At 32.5% G+C, this 17,128-nt stretch carries 15 protein-coding genes; 8 read left to right on the forward strand and 7 right to left on the reverse strand.

Going from position 1 to position 17,128, the window contains the following annotated elements:
- Positions 1-70 precede the first annotated feature (70 nt).
- Entirely contained in the window at positions 71-2,923 is a 2,853-nt protein-coding gene (carB, locus tag AST99_RS01505; protein WP_057778410.1) for a carbamoyl-phosphate synthase large subunit, read from the reverse strand.
- Between the two features lie 103 nt (positions 2,924-3,026).
- Positions 3,027-3,188: a 50S ribosomal protein L34 gene (gene rpmH, locus AST99_RS01510; RefSeq protein ID WP_038527912.1), complete on the reverse strand. Its 162-nt coding sequence runs from the start codon at positions 3,186-3,188 to the stop codon at positions 3,027-3,029.
- A 167-nt stretch (positions 3,189-3,355) separates the two neighbouring features.
- Between rpmH and AST99_RS01515 the strand changes: the two genes are divergently transcribed.
- Together AST99_RS01515 and AST99_RS01520 are read left to right on the forward strand one after the other, a co-directional pair.
- Positions 3,356-4,234, forward strand: a complete 879-nt coding sequence (locus tag AST99_RS01515) for a DUF6263 family protein (RefSeq protein WP_057778412.1) — start codon at positions 3,356-3,358, stop codon at positions 4,232-4,234.
- 6 nt (positions 4,235-4,240) lie between these two features.
- Positions 4,241-4,813, forward strand: a complete 573-nt coding sequence (locus AST99_RS01520; RefSeq protein WP_057778414.1) for a hypothetical protein — start codon at positions 4,241-4,243, stop codon at positions 4,811-4,813.
- Positions 4,814-4,887: 74 nt separating this feature from the next.
- On the opposite strand, the gene AST99_RS01525 is transcribed toward AST99_RS01520, so the two are convergent.
- Both AST99_RS01525 and AST99_RS01530 read right to left on the reverse strand, forming a co-directional pair.
- Positions 4,888-5,811, reverse strand: coding sequence for a lytic transglycosylase domain-containing protein (locus AST99_RS01525; RefSeq protein ID WP_057778415.1), 924 nt, complete (start codon positions 5,809-5,811; stop codon positions 4,888-4,890).
- A gap of 40 nt (positions 5,812-5,851) precedes the next feature.
- Positions 5,852-6,526, reverse strand: a complete 675-nt coding sequence (locus AST99_RS01530; protein WP_057778417.1) for an alpha/beta hydrolase family protein — start codon at positions 6,524-6,526, stop codon at positions 5,852-5,854.
- Between the two features lie 127 nt (positions 6,527-6,653).
- Between AST99_RS01530 and AST99_RS01535 the strand changes: the two genes are divergently transcribed.
- Positions 6,654-6,950, forward strand: a complete 297-nt coding sequence (locus tag AST99_RS01535; protein ID WP_057778419.1) for a GNAT family N-acetyltransferase — start codon at positions 6,654-6,656, stop codon at positions 6,948-6,950.
- 47 nt (positions 6,951-6,997) lie between these two features.
- Here AST99_RS01535 and mtaB read toward each other — a convergent pair whose 3' ends face one another.
- On the reverse strand, positions 6,998-8,329 hold the full coding sequence (gene mtaB, locus AST99_RS01540; protein ID WP_057778421.1) for a tRNA (N(6)-L-threonylcarbamoyladenosine(37)-C(2))-methylthiotransferase MtaB: 1,332 nt from the start codon (positions 8,327-8,329) through the stop codon (positions 6,998-7,000).
- A gap of 204 nt (positions 8,330-8,533) precedes the next feature.
- On the opposite strand from mtaB, the gene AST99_RS01545 reads away from it, so the two are divergent.
- On the forward strand, positions 8,534-10,165 hold the full coding sequence (locus tag AST99_RS01545) for an ABC transporter substrate-binding protein (RefSeq protein WP_057778423.1): 1,632 nt from the start codon (positions 8,534-8,536) through the stop codon (positions 10,163-10,165).
- Between the two features lie 14 nt (positions 10,166-10,179).
- Here the strand turns inward: AST99_RS01545 and AST99_RS01550 are convergent, their stop codons facing one another.
- Together AST99_RS01550 and AST99_RS01555 are read right to left on the reverse strand one after the other, a co-directional pair.
- Positions 10,180-11,355: a GlmU family protein gene (locus tag AST99_RS01550; protein WP_057778425.1), complete on the reverse strand. Its 1,176-nt coding sequence runs from the start codon at positions 11,353-11,355 to the stop codon at positions 10,180-10,182.
- A 77-nt stretch (positions 11,356-11,432) separates the two neighbouring features.
- Complete coding sequence (locus tag AST99_RS01555; RefSeq protein ID WP_057778427.1) at positions 11,433-11,684, reverse strand: type B 50S ribosomal protein L31; 252 nt, start codon at positions 11,682-11,684, stop codon at positions 11,433-11,435.
- A 161-nt stretch (positions 11,685-11,845) separates the two neighbouring features.
- Here AST99_RS01555 and AST99_RS01560 point away from each other — a divergent pair, with 161 nt between their 5' ends.
- From AST99_RS01560 to AST99_RS01575, 4 genes are all read left to right on the forward strand, one after another.
- The gene (locus AST99_RS01560; protein WP_057778430.1) at positions 11,846-12,376 is read left to right on the forward strand and encodes a DUF4199 domain-containing protein; all 531 of its coding nucleotides are present in this window, start codon (positions 11,846-11,848) and stop codon (positions 12,374-12,376) included.
- A gap of 40 nt (positions 12,377-12,416) precedes the next feature.
- Positions 12,417-13,367 carry a glycosyltransferase family 2 protein gene (locus AST99_RS01565; protein ID WP_057778432.1) on the forward strand — a complete coding sequence of 317 codons (951 nt, stop codon included), beginning with the start codon at positions 12,417-12,419 and terminating at the stop codon, positions 13,365-13,367.
- Between the two features lie 80 nt (positions 13,368-13,447).
- Positions 13,448-15,175 (forward strand): phospho-sugar mutase, encoded by a 1,728-nt coding sequence (locus AST99_RS01570; protein WP_198151371.1) that lies wholly within the window; start codon positions 13,448-13,450, stop codon positions 15,173-15,175.
- Complete coding sequence (locus tag AST99_RS01575) at positions 15,175-17,001, forward strand: ABC transporter ATP-binding protein (protein WP_057778434.1); 1,827 nt, start codon at positions 15,175-15,177, stop codon at positions 16,999-17,001. The genes AST99_RS01570 and AST99_RS01575 overlap by 1 nt, the downstream gene beginning before the upstream one ends.
- Positions 17,002-17,128 lie beyond the last annotated feature (127 nt).

Genomic DNA, 17,128 nt, shown 5'->3' on the forward strand with positions numbered 1-17,128 from the left:
TTTAAAAATATTAAAGCATAAAAAAGGCTTCCAAATTGGAAGCCTTTTTTAATATATAACTAGTCTTTTATTATTTATTTAAATACATACGACGTCTTGAGTATAAATTGTAAAACTCATCGTCTTTTAAGCTATCTATAAACAAGATGCTTTCTCCTGTACTCTTCATTTCTGGTCCAAGTTTCTTATTCACATTATGGAATTTATCGAAAGAGAATACTGGCTTTTTAATTGCATACCCTTCTAGTTTAGGTGTAAAGTTAAAGTCTTTAACTTTCTTCTCTCCTAACATTACTTTAGTTGCGTAGTTTACATACGGTTCGCCATATGCTTTTGCAATAAAAGGAACAGTTCTAGAGGCTCTTGGGTTTGCTTCGATAATATATACTACATCGTCTTTAACCGCAAACTGTATGTTTATTAAACCAACTGTATTAAGAGCTAAAGCAATCTTTTTAGTATGATCTTTTATTTGTTGCATTACCAAATCTCCTAAGTTAAAAGGTGGTAATAAAGAGTTACTATCTCCAGAGTGCACACCACAAGGCTCTATATGCTCCATGATTCCGATAATATAAACATCTTCTCCATCGCAAATTGCATCGGCTTCTGCTTCAATTGCACCATCTAAATAGTGATCTAACAGTAATTGATTACCAGGCATTCTGCTTAATAAATCTACAACATGTTTTTCAAGTTCTTCCTTATTAATTACAATTTTCATTCCTTGACCCCCAAGTACGTAAGACGGACGTACTAATATTGGAAAATCTAATACATCTGCAATTGCAGAAGCTTCATCTGCCGTTGTTGCAATATCAAACTCTGGGTAAGGAATATTGTTTTCTTTAAGTAATTTAGAGAATAGTCCTCTATCTTCGGCTAAGTCTAAAGATTCAAAGCTAGTTCCTAATATTTTCACACCCCATTTGGTTAATTTTTCAGCAAGTTTTAAAGCCGTCTGACCGCCTAACTGAACAATAACACCTTCTGGTTTTTCATGTTTAATGATATCGTAAATATGTTCCCAGAATACTGGTTCGAAGTATAATTTATCTGCTGTATCAAAATCTGTAGATACCGTTTCTGGATTACAGTTAATCATGATGGTTTCGTAACCACATTCTGCTGCAGCTAATACACCGTGTACACAACAGTAATCAAACTCGATTCCCTGTCCGATTCTATTTGGTCCAGATCCTAAAACAATTACTTTTTTCTTATCGCTTACAATACTTTCGTTATCTGCAAAACGTGTTCCGTCTGCAGTTTCCATATCGCTTTCAAACGTGGAATAGTAATAAGGTGTTTTTGCTGTAAATTCGGCAGCACATGTATCTACTAATTTGTAAACACGATTTACACCTAACTCTTCACGTTTGTTATACACTTGACTTTCCAAACAGCCCAACATATGTGCAATTTGTCTGTCTCCGTAACCTTTTTGTTTAGCTTCTAAAAGTAAGTCCTTCTGAATGGTTTCTATATTAAAGGTAGAAACTTCATTTCTAAGCATATGCAATTCTTCATATTGCTTTAAGAACCACATGTCTATTTTCGTGATCTCGTGAATTCGGCTTAATGGAATACCCATTTCTATTGCATCGTAAATAATAAAGACACGATCCCAAGATGCATATGTAAGCTTCTCTATAATTTGATTGTAATCTTTATTTTCTTTACCGTCTGCACCTAAACCGTTACGTTTAATCTCTAAAGATTGGGTGGCTTTATGCAAAGCTTCTTGGAACGAACGTCCAATTCCCATCACTTCTCCAACAGATTTCATTTGAAGTCCTAAAGTTCTGTCAGAACCTTCGAATTTATCAAAATTCCATCGAGGTATTTTTACAATCACATAATCTAATGTCGGTTCAAAAAGCGCCGAAGTTGATTTTGTAATTTGATTTTGTAATTCATCTAAATGATATCCTAAAGCTAATTTTGCTGCTATTTTAGCAATAGGATAACCTGTTGCTTTAGACGCTAATGCTGAAGAACGCGATACACGAGGATTAATTTCGATAGCAATAATATCTTCTTTTTCGTCTGGACTTACGGCAAACTGCACATTACATCCTCCGGCAAAATCTCCGATACTACGCATCATATGTATAGCCATATCACGCATTTTTTGATACGTTTTATCACTAAGAGTCATAGCTGGTGCTACGGTAATAGAATCTCCAGTATGAATTCCGATAGGATCCATATTTTCAATAGAACAGATAATAACCACATTATCGTTAGCATCTCTAAGTAATTCTAACTCGTATTCTTTCCAACCAATAAGCGCCTTATCAATCATAACTTCATGAATAGGAGAAATCTCTAATCCACGAGTTAATAATTCATCGAAATCTTCTTCTTTATATACAAACGAAGCTCCTGCTCCACCTAAAGTAAAAGAAGCTCTAATAATTAAAGGGAATCCAAATTCTTGAGCAATTTCTTTTCCTTTTAAGTATGAAGTAGCTGTAGCTTGAGGTGCCATTGGCACTCCAATTTTAAGCATTAACTCTCTAAATTTCTCTCTATCTTCAGTAATGTTGATAGCATCAATATCTACTCCAATAATGTCTACACCAAAATCTTTCCAAATACCTTTTTCATCAGCTTCTATACATAAATTTAAAGCTGTCTGTCCACCCATTGTTGGTAAAACAGCGTCAATTTGTGGATGCTCTTTAAGGATTTGTACTAACGATTTTGTAGTAAGTGGCAACAAATATACATGATCGGCCATTGAAGGGTCGGTCATAATCGTTGCTGGATTGGAATTGATTAATACGGTTTCTATCCCATCTTCGCGAAGCGATCTTAAGGCTTGAGTTCCTGAATAGTCAAATTCGCAGGCTTGCCCAATTACAATTGGTCCAGACCCGATGATAAGAATAGATTTTAGCTTTGGATTTTTTGGCATTGTATTATATTAAGATATTTCAAAAGTAATTATAAAAACGAGATATAAAAAAAGGCGTTACCATTAAGTAACACCTTTCTATTATATCAAAACACTGATATCATTATTTTTTATGTCTTGACTCAGAAGATACAGACAGTTTCTTTCTTCCTTTAGCACGTCTACGTGCAAGGACTTTTCTACCATTGGCAGAAGCCATTCTTTCTCTAAAACCGTGCTTGTTTCTTCTCTTTCTTTTTGATGGTTGAAACGTTCTTTTACTCATTGTCTTGTATCTTTAAAATCTTCAATATATTAACTACACTTGGCTTTGATTGTTTGTCAAAACTGCGCGCAAATATACAAAGAGTTTTTAGTTTAACAAACCTTATTTAAAAAATATTTTTTAGTAAAATTTTTAGTTTCTTTGTAGTCCCAAATAATATAGTATAAATGACTCGATTTTTTCTTAAGATATTAGTGTTTACCTTAGTAAGTGCATATTCTGTATCTGCCCAATCCTTATTGCAATATCGTTTAAAAATAGGAGATAGCATAACGGTTTTACAAAAGGCTACACAAAATATTGTACAATGTGATCAAGGTTTAGAGCATAAAATACTTAATAACCTTGAAGAAAATTACACCTTTAAAGTCGCTGCGAAGACAGACAGCACCTATAGATTGAAGTTTCGCTTCAACCAATTTAAACTAAAAACAACTTCTAATCAGTTTGGTGTTTTAGTTGATGTAGATACTAACAAACCTGTTGCAGACAACGATACAGAAGGTAAAATATTTGGCGGATTAACACATTCTGAGTTACAAATAGAAATGTCTTACACCGGTGAAATTATTGAAGTCTATGGTGCAGAAGACATGATTAATAATATGGTTAGTTTATCTGGAATACGAGACGAATTTACCAAACAACTCATGATAGAGTCGATGAAATCTGAATTCGGTAGCGAATCTTTATCTAAAAGTTTCGAGCAACTCACCCATATTTACCCAAAACAAGAAGTAAAAATTGGAGATACTTGGAATAATGAATATACTGGCGAGATTAATTCTAAAAATACTTGGAAGCTTAAAAACATATCAGATACTATAGTTTTAAATGCAGAATCGACCTTAAGTATGATTATTGAAGACGAATTTACCAACCTCCTTTTAAAAGGAAAACAAAATATTGTAGTTATAGCCGATAAAGAAACTGGATTTATAAACGAAATGACGGTAAATGCAGAAGCTAGTAACGCAGTAGATTTAAATCATACAGAGAATAATCCAACTAAAGTAACATCTATAACAACTTATAAAATTAAATAAACACACATGTACAACAAAAACATAAAATTAGTTATCGCTGGTTTAATTATAGCCTACGCTGTCTATCAATTTATAGAAGGAAATATTGGAAACGGGATCATGTTAATCTTATTATCTTCTATTTTCATCTTTTTATACTTTAAAAATGAATTTATTTTATTGGCCTTTTTAAAGTTACGTAAGCAAGATTTTGAAGGCGCAACCAAGTGGTTAAACAAAATTAAAAACCCAGAATCTGCTTTAGTTGCAAAACAACAAGGGTATTACAACTACTTACACGGTATTATGGTATCGCAAACAAATATGAATGAATCTGAAAAATATTTAAAGAAAGCTGTGGCTTTAGGTTTAAATATGGATCATGATTTAGCTATGGCAAAATTAAGCTTAGCTGGTATCTCTTTATCTAAACGCAGAAAACAGGAAGCTACTAAATTATTATCTGAAGCTCAAAAATTAGATAAGCAAGGCATGTTGACCGATCAAATTAAAATGATGAAAGACAATATGAAGCGCGCACAAGCACCTAACCAACATTTTGGCGGACACAGACAACCAAGAGGTGGCGGAAGACGATAGACTTCTTTTAAACAAATACAAAAAAAGGCGTTGAATTTAATTTCAACGCCTTTTTCTTTTTTATAAAAATACTCTTAGTTTTTATAAAAGCCTGCTTTAGGAATCTCGATCTCGTATAATTTTCTTGAACTATTATTTAAGAACGATTCTCTTAACCACGGATTATGAATTTTTAAAATCTTATAATTAATATCAAATTTCTGAGCAAAATCAGCGAAATCTGTCACCGCAGTATCAACCTTTACAGTATAAGTTGGCACATAAGTGTATAAATCTTTATCTCTGAAATTAAACCCATATTTTAACGGACTGTTTAAAATTTCTTTTAAAGCTATAATTCTAAACACATAACGCCCTGTTTCTTCTCCCAATAACAAATCGTAATAATCGTCTACTTTTTGAGCTTCTAACCTAGAAGACACTCCTCTATTTCCTGCATTGTAAGCAGCTGCTGCCAAGGTCCAAGACCCTAATTGAGCTTTAGACTTTTTTAAATATTCACAAGCGACTTCTGTAGATTTTTCAAGATTATAACGTTCATCTACGTTATCATTCACTTCTAATCCAAAATCTTTTGCAGTCCCTTTCATAATTTGCCAAACTCCACGAGCTCCAGCTGGAGACACAGCATTTGTTAGTCCGCTTTCTATAACAGCTAAATATTTAAAATCGTCTGGAATACCATGTTTTGCTAAAATAGGTTCAATAATAGGAAAATATTTATGTGCACGTTTAAACAATAACAAAGCATTAGATTGCCAGTACGTATTTACTAGTAATTCGCGATCCATACGTTCATGAACATCTGGATCATGTAGTGGCAACTCTTCACCTGCAAAATCTAATTGTTCAGGCATTTGTAACGCATATACATTATAGTCGTTAAATTGTTTTTTCTCAAAACTCTCGTCGGTTTCTGGATCTCCTACTGCATTAATAGATAAGGCAACTACACCTAACAAGCCTGCAAACATTAGACCTTTATAAATATGTTTCATAATAATTGGTATTGTTTTAAAATTAAAATAGTATCAAAATCTAAGCCACGTTATCGTTTAAAATTAATTGTGGTAAATTTTCATTAAACCATTTGTATTTATTAATAATCATTATATGTGTACCCTCTTTTACAGTGATACAGTTTTTAATATATTGGTACGGAAACACGGCATCTTTATCGCCATGAATATGAATGGTATTAGGTAACGGTTCTTCTTGTTCCCAACAGACCACTTGTTCTATGGCCCAATCTAAATAATTTTTATCACGTACAGACAAATATTTCTTATATAAATCTATACGTTTTGTGGTAGAACTTCCAAATGTAAATTTAGCATAATTTTCAAAATCTCTAACCAAATGCGTTGGCAGAAACTTATACATTTTTGTAGCCTTTGCAAGTTTCATTCGTTTTGGCAATTCATATTTAGTTAATACACTAGATATAACTATAACCTTTCTAGTTTGTATGTGCTTGCTCATTTCCTGAACTAAAATTCCTCCAAAAGATACGCCTACCAATACGGGATTCTCTTCTTTTACATCTTTACAAATGCGTTTTGCATAATCTGATAAGGTTTCTTTATTATACGGAATAACCCATTCCAACAAATGCATTTTAAAACGATCTTTTGGCAAATTAATATACTCAAAAATCGAAGGATTTGCAGCCATTCCTGGCATAAAATACACATCTATTATATCTTGACTCATAAGGTATTAAACTGTTAAACTCTTTAATTTCATAATATTTTTTCGTAAATTTATATCAGTTTTCAACTGAAAACTTAAAAGAGTTAATTCTATTTTTCTCTTTACTCCATTCGTTAAAAACATGATCATGATAGAAACAGCAGAAGTATCGGATAACGATTTTTTACGTCAGTTTGAATACAAAATTGACGACGATTTAGCCATCATTGAGTACTCTTTACAAGAACGAAAGATTTTTTTAACAAAACTAATAGTTCCTGAAGAAAAACAAACAGAAGCATTCGAAAATAAATTTATCACGCTGGTTCTAGACAGTTTGCAAGAACGCAATTTAAGCGTTGTGCCCACTTGTCCAACAATAGCTAAATTTATGAGAAAACACAGACAATACAAAAGTATGTTGCCAATTGGTGTTAGAATATAATTCTCATTTAGAAAAGCCACTTGTATCAAGTGGCTTTTTTTTTTATGCTATACTGATATTGAATCTTTTACAAATTCAAATCTCACTAAACCATCTTCGTCTATTTTTGTAAGATTTATATCTTGTAACGTATTTACTAATTCTGGATTCCAAGGCGCTTTTACTTTAACGTAATTCTCTGTAAAACCATGAATATAACCTTCTTTATTCTCACCTTCAAATAAAACAGTTCGTGAACTTCCTAACTGACTTTCATAAAAAGCTCTTCGTTTTTTAACCGATAAACCTCGAAGCATTTTACTACGCTTACTACGTATATTTTTAGGCACAACACCTTCCATATTTACAGCTTCTGTATTATCGCGCTCTGAATATGTAAAAACATGTAAGTACGAAATATTTAATTCTGTTAAGAAATGATACGTTTCTAAAAACAACTCGTCTGTCTCTCCTGGAAATCCAACAATAACATCTACACCAATACAAGCGTGAGGCATTACTGTTTTAATTTTATTTACGCGATCTATATATAATTCTTTCATATAACGACGACGCATTAATTTAAGAATTGTATTACTGCCGCTTTGTAAAGGAATATGAAAATGCGGTACAAAAGTTCGGCTTTTAGAAACAAAATCTATCGTTTCATTTTTAAGCAAATTAGGCTCTATAGACGAAATTCTGAGACGCTCTATACCTTCAACCGTATCTAAACCTTGTACTAATTCGTAAAACGTATGCTCGTGTTTTTTATTTCCGAACTCCCCTTTTCCGTAATCACCAATATTTACACCTGTTAAAACAATTTCTTTAATATTTTTCTCTGAAATCTCTTTCGCATTTTTCAGTACATTTTGTAAGGTATCGCTTCTAGAAATCCCTCTAGCTAAAGGAATTGTACAATACGTACATTTATAATCGCAACCATCTTGTACTTTTAAAAAAGCACGTGTACGATCTCCAATAGAATAACTTCCTACATAAAAATCGGCATCTTCAATCTCGCAAGAATGTACTTCTCCAAAATCGTTTTTAGATAAATCGTTTAGATAATCTGTAATTTTAAATTTTTCTGTTGCTCCCAAAACCAAATCTACACCATCTACATCTGCCAATTCTTGTGGTTTTAGTTGTGCATAACATCCAACGGCAGCCACAAAAGCTTTCGGATTCACTTTTTGAGCTTGCTTTACAATGGTTTTAAAACGCTTGTCTGCATTATCGGTTACAGAACACGTATTTATTACATAAATATCTGCAGGGTCCGAAAAGTCTACACGGTCAAAACCTTCATTTTCAAAATTTCTAGCAATAGTAGAAGTTTCTGAAAAATTTAATTTACAGCCTAAAGTATAAAAAGCAACTTTTTGTCGAGTCATAATTTGATAATCTAAAATGCTGCAAATTTACAAAAAAACTATGGTGTTTATGTCAAAACCCTCTTAATACATATATTGTATGCTTTTTAAATTCTGTAATCGTTTCAAAAAAATAAAATAATTTAAAAACGGAGTTCTATTTGTGAGCTAATACACTTACTTTTGAATTTATAATTCCTTAATAAATTATTACTGATCTCTTTTATGTCTAAAGTTTTAAACGCTTCTTCTACCTTTTTTAAAAATATCTTACTTATATGTTTTGGAAGTCTAGTTTTTACGAATTGCAATTCAAGCAAAAAAGAACATGACGACAATCTGGTTTTTAGATATAATGAACATAAGAACATCAGTTCTTTAGATCCTGCTTTCTCTAAAGACATTTCAGATATTTGGGCAACAAACCAATTGTTTAATGGTTTAGTACAGATGAACGATAGCATGCAAGTTGAGCCTGCTATTGCTAAATCGTGGACAATTTCTGAAGATGGTTTAACCTACTCTTTTCAACTAAGAAAAAGTGTATATTACCACAAACACACCTTATTCGGAAGAGATTCTACACGTGCTGTAACTGCTGAAGATTTTGAATACAGCTTTAACCGTTTGTTAGATCCTCAAGTCGGATCTCCAGGACGTTGGGTTTTTAATAAAGTAGACTCTTTTAGCGCCGTAAATAAAAACACTTTCAAAATTCGCTTAAAACAACCATTCCCAGCTTTTTTAGGTTTACTAACTATGAAATACTGCTCGGTTGTACCCAAAGAAATTGTTGAACATTATCGTTCCGATTTTAGATCTCACCCAATTGGTACTGGTCCTTTTTACTTTAAACGTTGGGAAGAAAATATAAAATTAGTCTTTAGAAAGAACACTTTATATTACGAAACCAACTCGCAAGGCCAACATTTACCATATTTAGAAGCCGTGGCCATTACGTTTTTACCAGACAAACAAAGTGAATTTTTACAATTTGCTCAAGGTAATATCGATTTTATCTCAGGCTTAGATGCATCGTATAAAGATGAAATTTTAACAGCAAATGGAACGTTACGAGATCGCTACACAGATGAAGTGAATATGATACGTGGACCGTATTTAAATACCGAATACTTATCGTTTTACATGGACTCTAAACTCACAGAAATTCAGTCGGAATGGTTACGAAAAAGTGTTAATTATGGCTTCGACCGTAAAAAAATGATGACATACCTAAGAAATGGCATTGGTATTCCTGCTTATGGAGGATTTATACCTAAAGGCTTGCCTGGCTATAAAAACACCATTGGATTTAATTACAACCCTGAACTTGCTAAAGTTTATCTTGAAAAATTTAAAGAAGAAACCGGGATACAACGCCCCGAAATTACAATTACAACCACAGGAAATTATTTAAGTTTCTGTGAATATATTCAGCGAGAAATTCAGAAAACAGGATTGTTAGTACATGTAGATGTTGTACCTCCTTCTGCATTAAAAGACGCCAAAGCAAATGGAAAATTAGACCTTTTTAGAGCGAGTTGGGTGGCAGATTATCCTGATGCAGAGAATTACTTATCTTTATTTTACAGTAAAAACTTCGCGCCTAATGGTCCAAATTATTCGCATTTTAAAAATGATTTGTTTGATACTTGGTACGAGCAATCGTTTACAGAAACAGACACTAAAAAACGAGAACAACTGTATACCAAAATGGATTCTTTAGTTATTGCACACGCCCCTGTAGTCCCTTTATTTTATGATGAAGTGGTTAGGTTTACACGAAAAGAAATTTATAATTTAGGTATAAACCCAACTAATCTATTAGAATTAAAACATGTAAAGAAATACGACTAGATTATGACTAAAACTTAATCTCTTCTGTATTTTTTTGTCTCTTCAAAAATGTGTTCTAAGATAGCTTTATCCATGTCTGAGAATTCTATATCGCGTCTTTTCATAACCATTTCGGCAACCTCAAAAGCTTTTTTAGTGGTGTATGTTGTAAATCCGCTATGTCCTCCCCAACTAAAGCTAGGTACAAAATTTCGCGGATAACCTGCACCAAAAATATTGGCATTTACTCCAACCACAGTCCCCGTATTAAACATAGTATTGATACCACATTTACTATGGTCGCCCATCATTAAACCACAAAACTGAAGCCCTGTTTTAGCAAAATTTTCAGTTTCGTAACTCCATAAACGGACTTCTGCATAATTATTTTTTAGATTAGAATTATTGGTATCTGCACCTAAATTACACCATTCTCCTAAAACAGAATTTCCTAAATACCCTTCATGTCCTTTATTAGAATTGGCAAATAATACAGCATTATTTACCTCTCCTCCCACCTTAGAATATGGTCCGATAGTTGTTGGTCCGTATATTTTAGCACCCATTTTAATCGCAGCCTTTTCACATAAAGCCAATGGCCCACGAATTAAAGTTCCTTCTAAAATTACAGCATCTTTTCCTATATAAATAGGCCCTTTAGATGCATTTAAAGTCACAAAATTAAGTTCTGCTCCTTCTTCAATAAAGATGTTTTCTGGAGCAATTGTATTTACAGTTGCAGGAATAGGTTCTGAAATTCGACCTTCAGTAATCAAGTCAAAATCTTCTTGAATAGCCGCTCCGTTTTTAGAAAAAATATCCCAAGTATGTTCTATTTTAAGGCAGTCGCCATTGTATTCTATAGCGTCATAAGTCTCAAAATCTATATCTTCTTGAGAGTCGGTTGTAAAAAACGCAATCACATCTTCATCTTTAAAAATGGCTTGATTGTGTTCTAACCCCTTTACCAATTCTACCAATTCGTAGTTTGGAAGATAAGATGCATTAATCATTACATTCTCGTCCATCTCAACCATTGGAAATTTATCGGCAAGATAATCTTCTGTAATAGTCGTTGTGGTATATCCTAAGTATTGCTCCCATTTTTCGCGAATAGTTAAAATTCCAATTCTAATATCTGCTACTGGTCTAGTAAAGGTAAAGGGCAATAAACTATTTCGGGAAGGACCATCGAAAAGAATATAATTCATATGTCAGTATATTTTAAGTAAAAATAAAAAAGCCTTTCAAAATTTGAAAGGCTTTACCAATATATATTTGCACTAAATTATTTTTTGAATTTAGCGTATTTGTTTTTGAATTTATCAATACGACCAGCCGTATCAATTAATTTAGATTTACCTGTATAGAACGGGTGTGATGTTCTTGAAATCTCCATTTTAATTAAAGGATACTCAACACCATCTACTTCTAATGTTTCACTTGTGTTAGCAGTAGATTTAGTTAAAAACACATCTTCGTTAGACATATCTTTAAATGCTACTACTCTATAATTTCCTGGATGTATATCTTTTTTCATCACTAAACTTTTTAAAACTTATCAATTTTTGAGAATGCAAATTTAAGTATTTTTTATTATCCTGCAATCTTTTTTTCAATTATTTATTTCAGTTTCTTTTTGTAACGTTTTACTATATTTGTTAACTAACCTTTAGAAACCAATTAATCACGCACAAACTTATGGAAAATTCTTTAAAATCTATGGCAGCCACTTATGGTATTTATTTAGCCATATTATTATCTGCTTTAACAATAATAGCCTATGTTATTAATCTAGAAATATTAACAAGTATGTGGGTTGGCGCAGGTACTTTTATTGTAATTGTTGTTTTTGGAATTATCTCTACAGCGAAAGCTAAAAGTTCACAAAACGGATTTATTACCTTTAAAGATGCCTTTACAGCCTATTTTGTAACCATATTAATAGGAGTTGTAATTAGTACATTGGTAAGTATTATTCTATTTAATTTTATTGATCCTGAAGCTGCAGAAATTTTAAAACAACAGATTATTGAAAAATCTACAGACATGATGAAAAGTTTTGGTGCTGCTCAAGAGCAAATAGACCTTGCTGTTGTAGAAATGGAAAAACAAAATCAGTTTGAAATAGGAAGTCAGTTAAAATCTCTAGCTTTTTCAATCATATTTTATTGCATCATTGGATTAATAATTGCTGTTGCAATGAAAAAAAATGACCCTGAAGCTAATTAATTATAGTATTTTTGAACTTTTAAGAGTTTAAATCGCATACATGGATATATCAGTAGTCATACCACTACTTAACGAACACGAATCTTTAAATGAATTATACGATTGGATTGCAAAAGTTATGCAGTCCAATCGTTTTTCATACGAAGTTATTTTTATTGATGACGGAAGTATAGATACGTCTTGGACTATTATTTCAGAACTTTCTGCAACACACCCAGAGGTTAAAGGCATACGTTTTTTAAGAAATTACGGAAAATCTCAGGCTTTACATGCCGGATTCTCTAAAGCATTAGGCGATGTTATTATAACAATGGATGCCGACTTGCAAGATAATCCTGAAGAAATCCCTGAACTGTATAGCATGATTATTAAGGATAATTATGATTTGGTTTCGGGATGGAAAAAGAAACGTTACGACTCTATAATTTCTAAAAATTTACCGTCAAAATTATTTAATTGGGCAGCACGAAAAACCTCTGGAGTAAAACTTCACGATTTTAACTGCGGATTGAAATCTTATAAAAATGCTGTGGTTAAAAATATCGATGTAAATGGCGAAATGCATCGTTACATCCCGCTTTTAGCTAAAAATGCCGGATTTGCTAACATTGGCGAAAAAGTAGTACAACATCAAGCACGAAAATATGGTGAAACTAAATTTGGTATGGATCGCTTTATCCATGGCTTTTTAGACCTTATAACCATTTGGTTTTTATCCCATTTTGCCAAACGCCCCATGCACCTTTTTGGAGCATTAGGTATATTAATGTTTGCTATCGGATTTGTATTTTCTGTATATTTAGGAGTTGATAAAATTTTTCTAAATCCGAATGGACGATTAATTACACAACGGCCTCAATTTTACATAGCATTGTGTACCATGATTATTGGAACCCAGTTTTTTGTAGCCGGATTTTTAGGAGAACTTATTTTAAGATCTAAACCAAACAGAAATAGATATACCATTAAAAATGAATTAAATTTAAACTAGGCGTCAAACAATTTAACGCACTATTAATCATTACCATTTAACGAAATACTTATTTTTGCTTACTATATATTTAAAACATTATGATTTACATTGAACCAGAATTATTAGAACGCGTAAACACATGGTTAACACCTGCCTTTGATGAAGATACACAAACGTACATTAAAGACTTAATTGCAAACAATCCAACAGAATTAAAAGAAAGTTTTTACAAAGACTTAGAATTTGGAACTGGTGGTATGCGAGGTATAATGGGCATAGGTACAAACCGAATTAACAAATATACTTTAGGAAAAAACACTCAAGGTTTAAGCAACTATTTACACAAAAGTTTCCCAGACGAAACTGTAAAAGTAGCCATTGCTTACGACTGTAGACATAATAGTAAAACATTAGCAAAAGTTGTTGCAGATGTCTTTTCTGCGAATAATATAGAAGTTTATCTTTTCGAAGATTTACGTCCAACACCAGAATTATCTTTTGCTGTAAGACACTTAAACTGCCACTGTGGGATTGTGTTAACAGCATCTCATAATCCACCAGAATATAACGGATACAAAGTATATTGGCAAGATGGTGGGCAATTAGTTCCTCCGCATGACGATTTAATTGTAAAAGTGATAGATGCTTTAGATTATTCTGAAGTTAAGTTTGAAGAAAATGCAGATTTAATTCATTATATAGGTAAAGATGTAGACAATGCTTTTATTGAAGCATCTATTGAAAATGGTAGCTATACAACACCAGAAGCAAGAAAAGGATTAAAAGTTGTTTTTACACCACTTCACGGAACATCTGTAACATCTGTACCTCAAACACTAAAACAAGCAGGTTACAACCACGTACATATTGTAAAAGAACAAGAAGTACCAAATGGCGATTTCCCAACCGTAAAATCTCCTAATCCAGAAGAGCCTGAAGCTTTAAAAATGGCTTTAGATTTAGCAGAAGAAACACAAGCAGATATTGTTATTGGTACAGATCCTGATTGTGACCGTTTAGGTGTTGCTGTTCGTGATTTAGATGGTAAGATGATTCTTTTAAACGGAAATCAGACCATGTTATTAATGACAGATTTCCTTCTTAAACAATGGAAAGCTAAAGGAAAACTTAAAGGCAACGAATTCATTGCTTCTACAATAGTATCAACTCCAATGATGCATCAATTAGCAAAAGCTTACGATGTAGATTATAAAATTGGACTGACTGGTTTTAAATGGATCGCTAAAATGATTAAAGACTTCCCGGAACAAACGTATGTTGGTGGTGGTGAAGAAAGTTTTGGGTATTTAGTTGGTGACTTTGTTCGCGATAAAGATGCAGTAACCTCGACCCTATTAGCTTGCGAAATTGCAGCACATGCCAAGGCAAACGGAGGTTCTATGTATCAAGATTTATTAGATCTTTATGTAGCGCATGATTTATATAAAGAGCGTTTAATTTCTTTAACTAAAAAAGGCATTGAAGGTGCTCAAGAAATTACTCAAATGATGGCTGATGCTCGTGAAAACCCTGTATCAGAAATTAACGGATCTAAAGTGGTAAGCGTAGAAGATTACCAAACAGCAACCGTTAAATATTTAGCAACAGGTAAAGAAGACACGATAGACATTCCGAAATCTAATGTTATTATTTACTATACAGAAGATGGTAGTAAAGTGGCCTTAAGACCAAGTGGAACAGAGCCTAAAATTAAATTTTATATTAGCGCAAACACACCATTAGATAGTACTGCTAATTTTAAAGCAACAGAAGCAAAACTTGAAGCTAAAATTGACGCAATTATAAAAGATATGAAGCTTAGTTAATGGAGTATCTAAAAAAACTATCACGCTTTATAATTCCGTATAAAAAATACGGTTACTTAAATATTTTCTTTAACATATTATATGCGTTTTTTAGCACCTTAGCTATGGTGTCTTTAATGCCTATGATTAATGTATTATTTGGAGAAACTGAAAAAGTAACCGTAAAACCTGTTTATCAAGGTATTACGCATTTAAAAGCATATGGTGAAGCTTTTTTAAACTATTTTGTAACAACAACCAATGCTAACGAAGGGCCGCAACGCACTCTTTTTTACATGATTGTACTTATTATTAGTTTATTCTTGCTTAAAAACATATTCAATTATTTAGCTTTATTTTCAATTACATTTTTAAGAAATGGTGTTTTAAAAGATTTAAGAAATGCCATTTACGATAAGGTTATCACCTTACCAATCTCTTATTATTCTGAAAAAAAGAAAGGAGATATTATTGCTCGTATTTCAGGAGACGTAAACGAAGTTAAAAACTCTTTACTAGCTATTTTAGAGCTTATAGTTAAAGAACCTTTAACCATCGTTTTCGCCATTATTACCATGTTTACGATTTCATCTAAACTGACCATATTTGTATTTTTATTTATTCCTGTCGCTGGATTTATTATTTCTAGAATTGGAAAAAGTTTAAAACGTAAATCGAATAAGGTACAGACCGAGCAGGGTGTTTTTATTTCAACATTAGAAGAAACATTAGGCGGATTAAAGGTGATTAAAGGTTTTAATGCAGAACAGAAGTTTAATGACAAATTTCAAGATTCTACAAATCGGTTTTATCATTTTTCGAACACACTTTTAAACAGACAAAACTTAGCATCTCCAACCAGTGAATTTTTAGGTATTGTAACTATTGCGGCCTTATTATGGTACGGAGGTAGTATGGTTTTAATTGAGAAAACCTTGTCTGGTGGTGCATTTATAACCTATATGGCTTTGGCTTACCAAATACTAACACCTGCAAAAGATATTAGTAAAGCAAGTTATAAGGTTAAAGCTGGGAACGCAGCTGCAGATCGTGTTTTAGAAATTTTAAATACAGAATCTGTTTTAGAAGATAAACCTAATGCAAAAGTAAAATCGGACTTTACAAGTGATATTTCATTAAACAATATCTCGTTTAAATATGATGATGAAATGGTCTTAAAACACTTCACTTTAAAAGTTCCTAAAGGAAAAAGTGTTGCGCTTGTTGGCCAATCTGGTAGTGGAAAAAGTACCATTGCCAATCTTGTTACCCGTTTTTACGATGTTAATCAGGGGACTATTACTATAGATGGCGACGATATTAAAGATTTAACAAAACAATCGCTCCGTAGTTTAATGGGCTTAGTTACTCAAGATTCAATTTTGTTTAACGACACCATTAAAAACAATATCCTACTAGGGAAAGAAAATGCTACAGACGAAGAAATTATCGACGCTTTAAAAATCGCAAATGCTTGGGAATTTGTGAAAGATTTACCGCTTGGTATAGAAACCAATATTGGTGATTCTGGAAATAAATTATCTGGCGGACAAAAGCAACGATTAAGTATAGCTCGTGCCGTATTAAAGAATCCACCAATCATGATTCTAGACGAAGCCACTTCTGCTTTAGATACAGAAAGTGAACGTTTGGTACAAGATGCTTTAGAGAATATGATGAAAAACAGAACATCTATTGTTATCGCTCACCGTTTATCAACCATCCAAAGTGCAGACCTAATTGTGGTCATGCAAAAAGGAGAAATTGTAGAACAAGGCACGCACGACGAGTTAATTAAAAAAGACAATGTTTACAATAAATTGGTCCACATGCAAAGTTTTGAATAACACATAAACCAAATTAATTCATAAAAAGGATAAGCATATTAAAACATGTTTATCCTTTTTTTATAACCAAGTTTCAAACTTTATTCCGAAATTTACAGCTACAAGTTAAACTTTTAATAACTTAAGA

The organism is Formosa algae (genome assembly GCF_001439665.1).
Taxonomy (GTDB): Bacteria; Bacteroidota; Bacteroidia; order Flavobacteriales; family Flavobacteriaceae; genus Formosa; species Formosa algae.

Coding starts and splice junctions, on each gene's coding strand:
- AST99_RS01570 (WP_198151371.1), top strand. CDS start 13,448: ATGATTTACATTGAACCAGAATTATTAGAACGCGTAAACACATGGTTA.
- AST99_RS01535 (WP_057778419.1), top strand. CDS start 6,654: ATGATAGAAACAGCAGAAGTATCGGATAACGATTTTTTACGTCAGTTT.
- AST99_RS01520 (WP_057778414.1), top strand. CDS start 4,241: ATGTACAACAAAAACATAAAATTAGTTATCGCTGGTTTAATTATAGCC.
- AST99_RS01515 (WP_057778412.1), top strand. CDS start 3,356: ATGACTCGATTTTTTCTTAAGATATTAGTGTTTACCTTAGTAAGTGCA.
- AST99_RS01530 (WP_057778417.1), bottom strand. CDS start 6,526: ATGAGTCAAGATATAATAGATGTGTATTTTATGCCAGGAATGGCTGCA.
- mtaB (WP_057778421.1), bottom strand. CDS start 8,329: ATGACTCGACAAAAAGTTGCTTTTTATACTTTAGGCTGTAAATTAAAT.
- AST99_RS01555 (WP_057778427.1), bottom strand. CDS start 11,684: ATGAAAAAAGATATACATCCAGGAAATTATAGAGTAGTAGCATTTAAA.
- AST99_RS01575 (WP_057778434.1), top strand. CDS start 15,175: ATGGAGTATCTAAAAAAACTATCACGCTTTATAATTCCGTATAAAAAA.
- AST99_RS01525 (WP_057778415.1), bottom strand. CDS start 5,811: ATGAAACATATTTATAAAGGTCTAATGTTTGCAGGCTTGTTAGGTGTA.
- AST99_RS01545 (WP_057778423.1), top strand. CDS start 8,534: ATGTCTAAAGTTTTAAACGCTTCTTCTACCTTTTTTAAAAATATCTTA.
- rpmH (WP_038527912.1), bottom strand. CDS start 3,188: ATGAGTAAAAGAACGTTTCAACCATCAAAAAGAAAGAGAAGAAACAAG.
- AST99_RS01550 (WP_057778425.1), bottom strand. CDS start 11,355: ATGAATTATATTCTTTTCGATGGTCCTTCCCGAAATAGTTTATTGCCC.
- AST99_RS01565 (WP_057778432.1), top strand. CDS start 12,417: ATGGATATATCAGTAGTCATACCACTACTTAACGAACACGAATCTTTA.
- AST99_RS01560 (WP_057778430.1), top strand. CDS start 11,846: ATGGAAAATTCTTTAAAATCTATGGCAGCCACTTATGGTATTTATTTA.
- carB (WP_057778410.1), bottom strand. CDS start 2,923: ATGCCAAAAAATCCAAAGCTAAAATCTATTCTTATCATCGGGTCTGGA.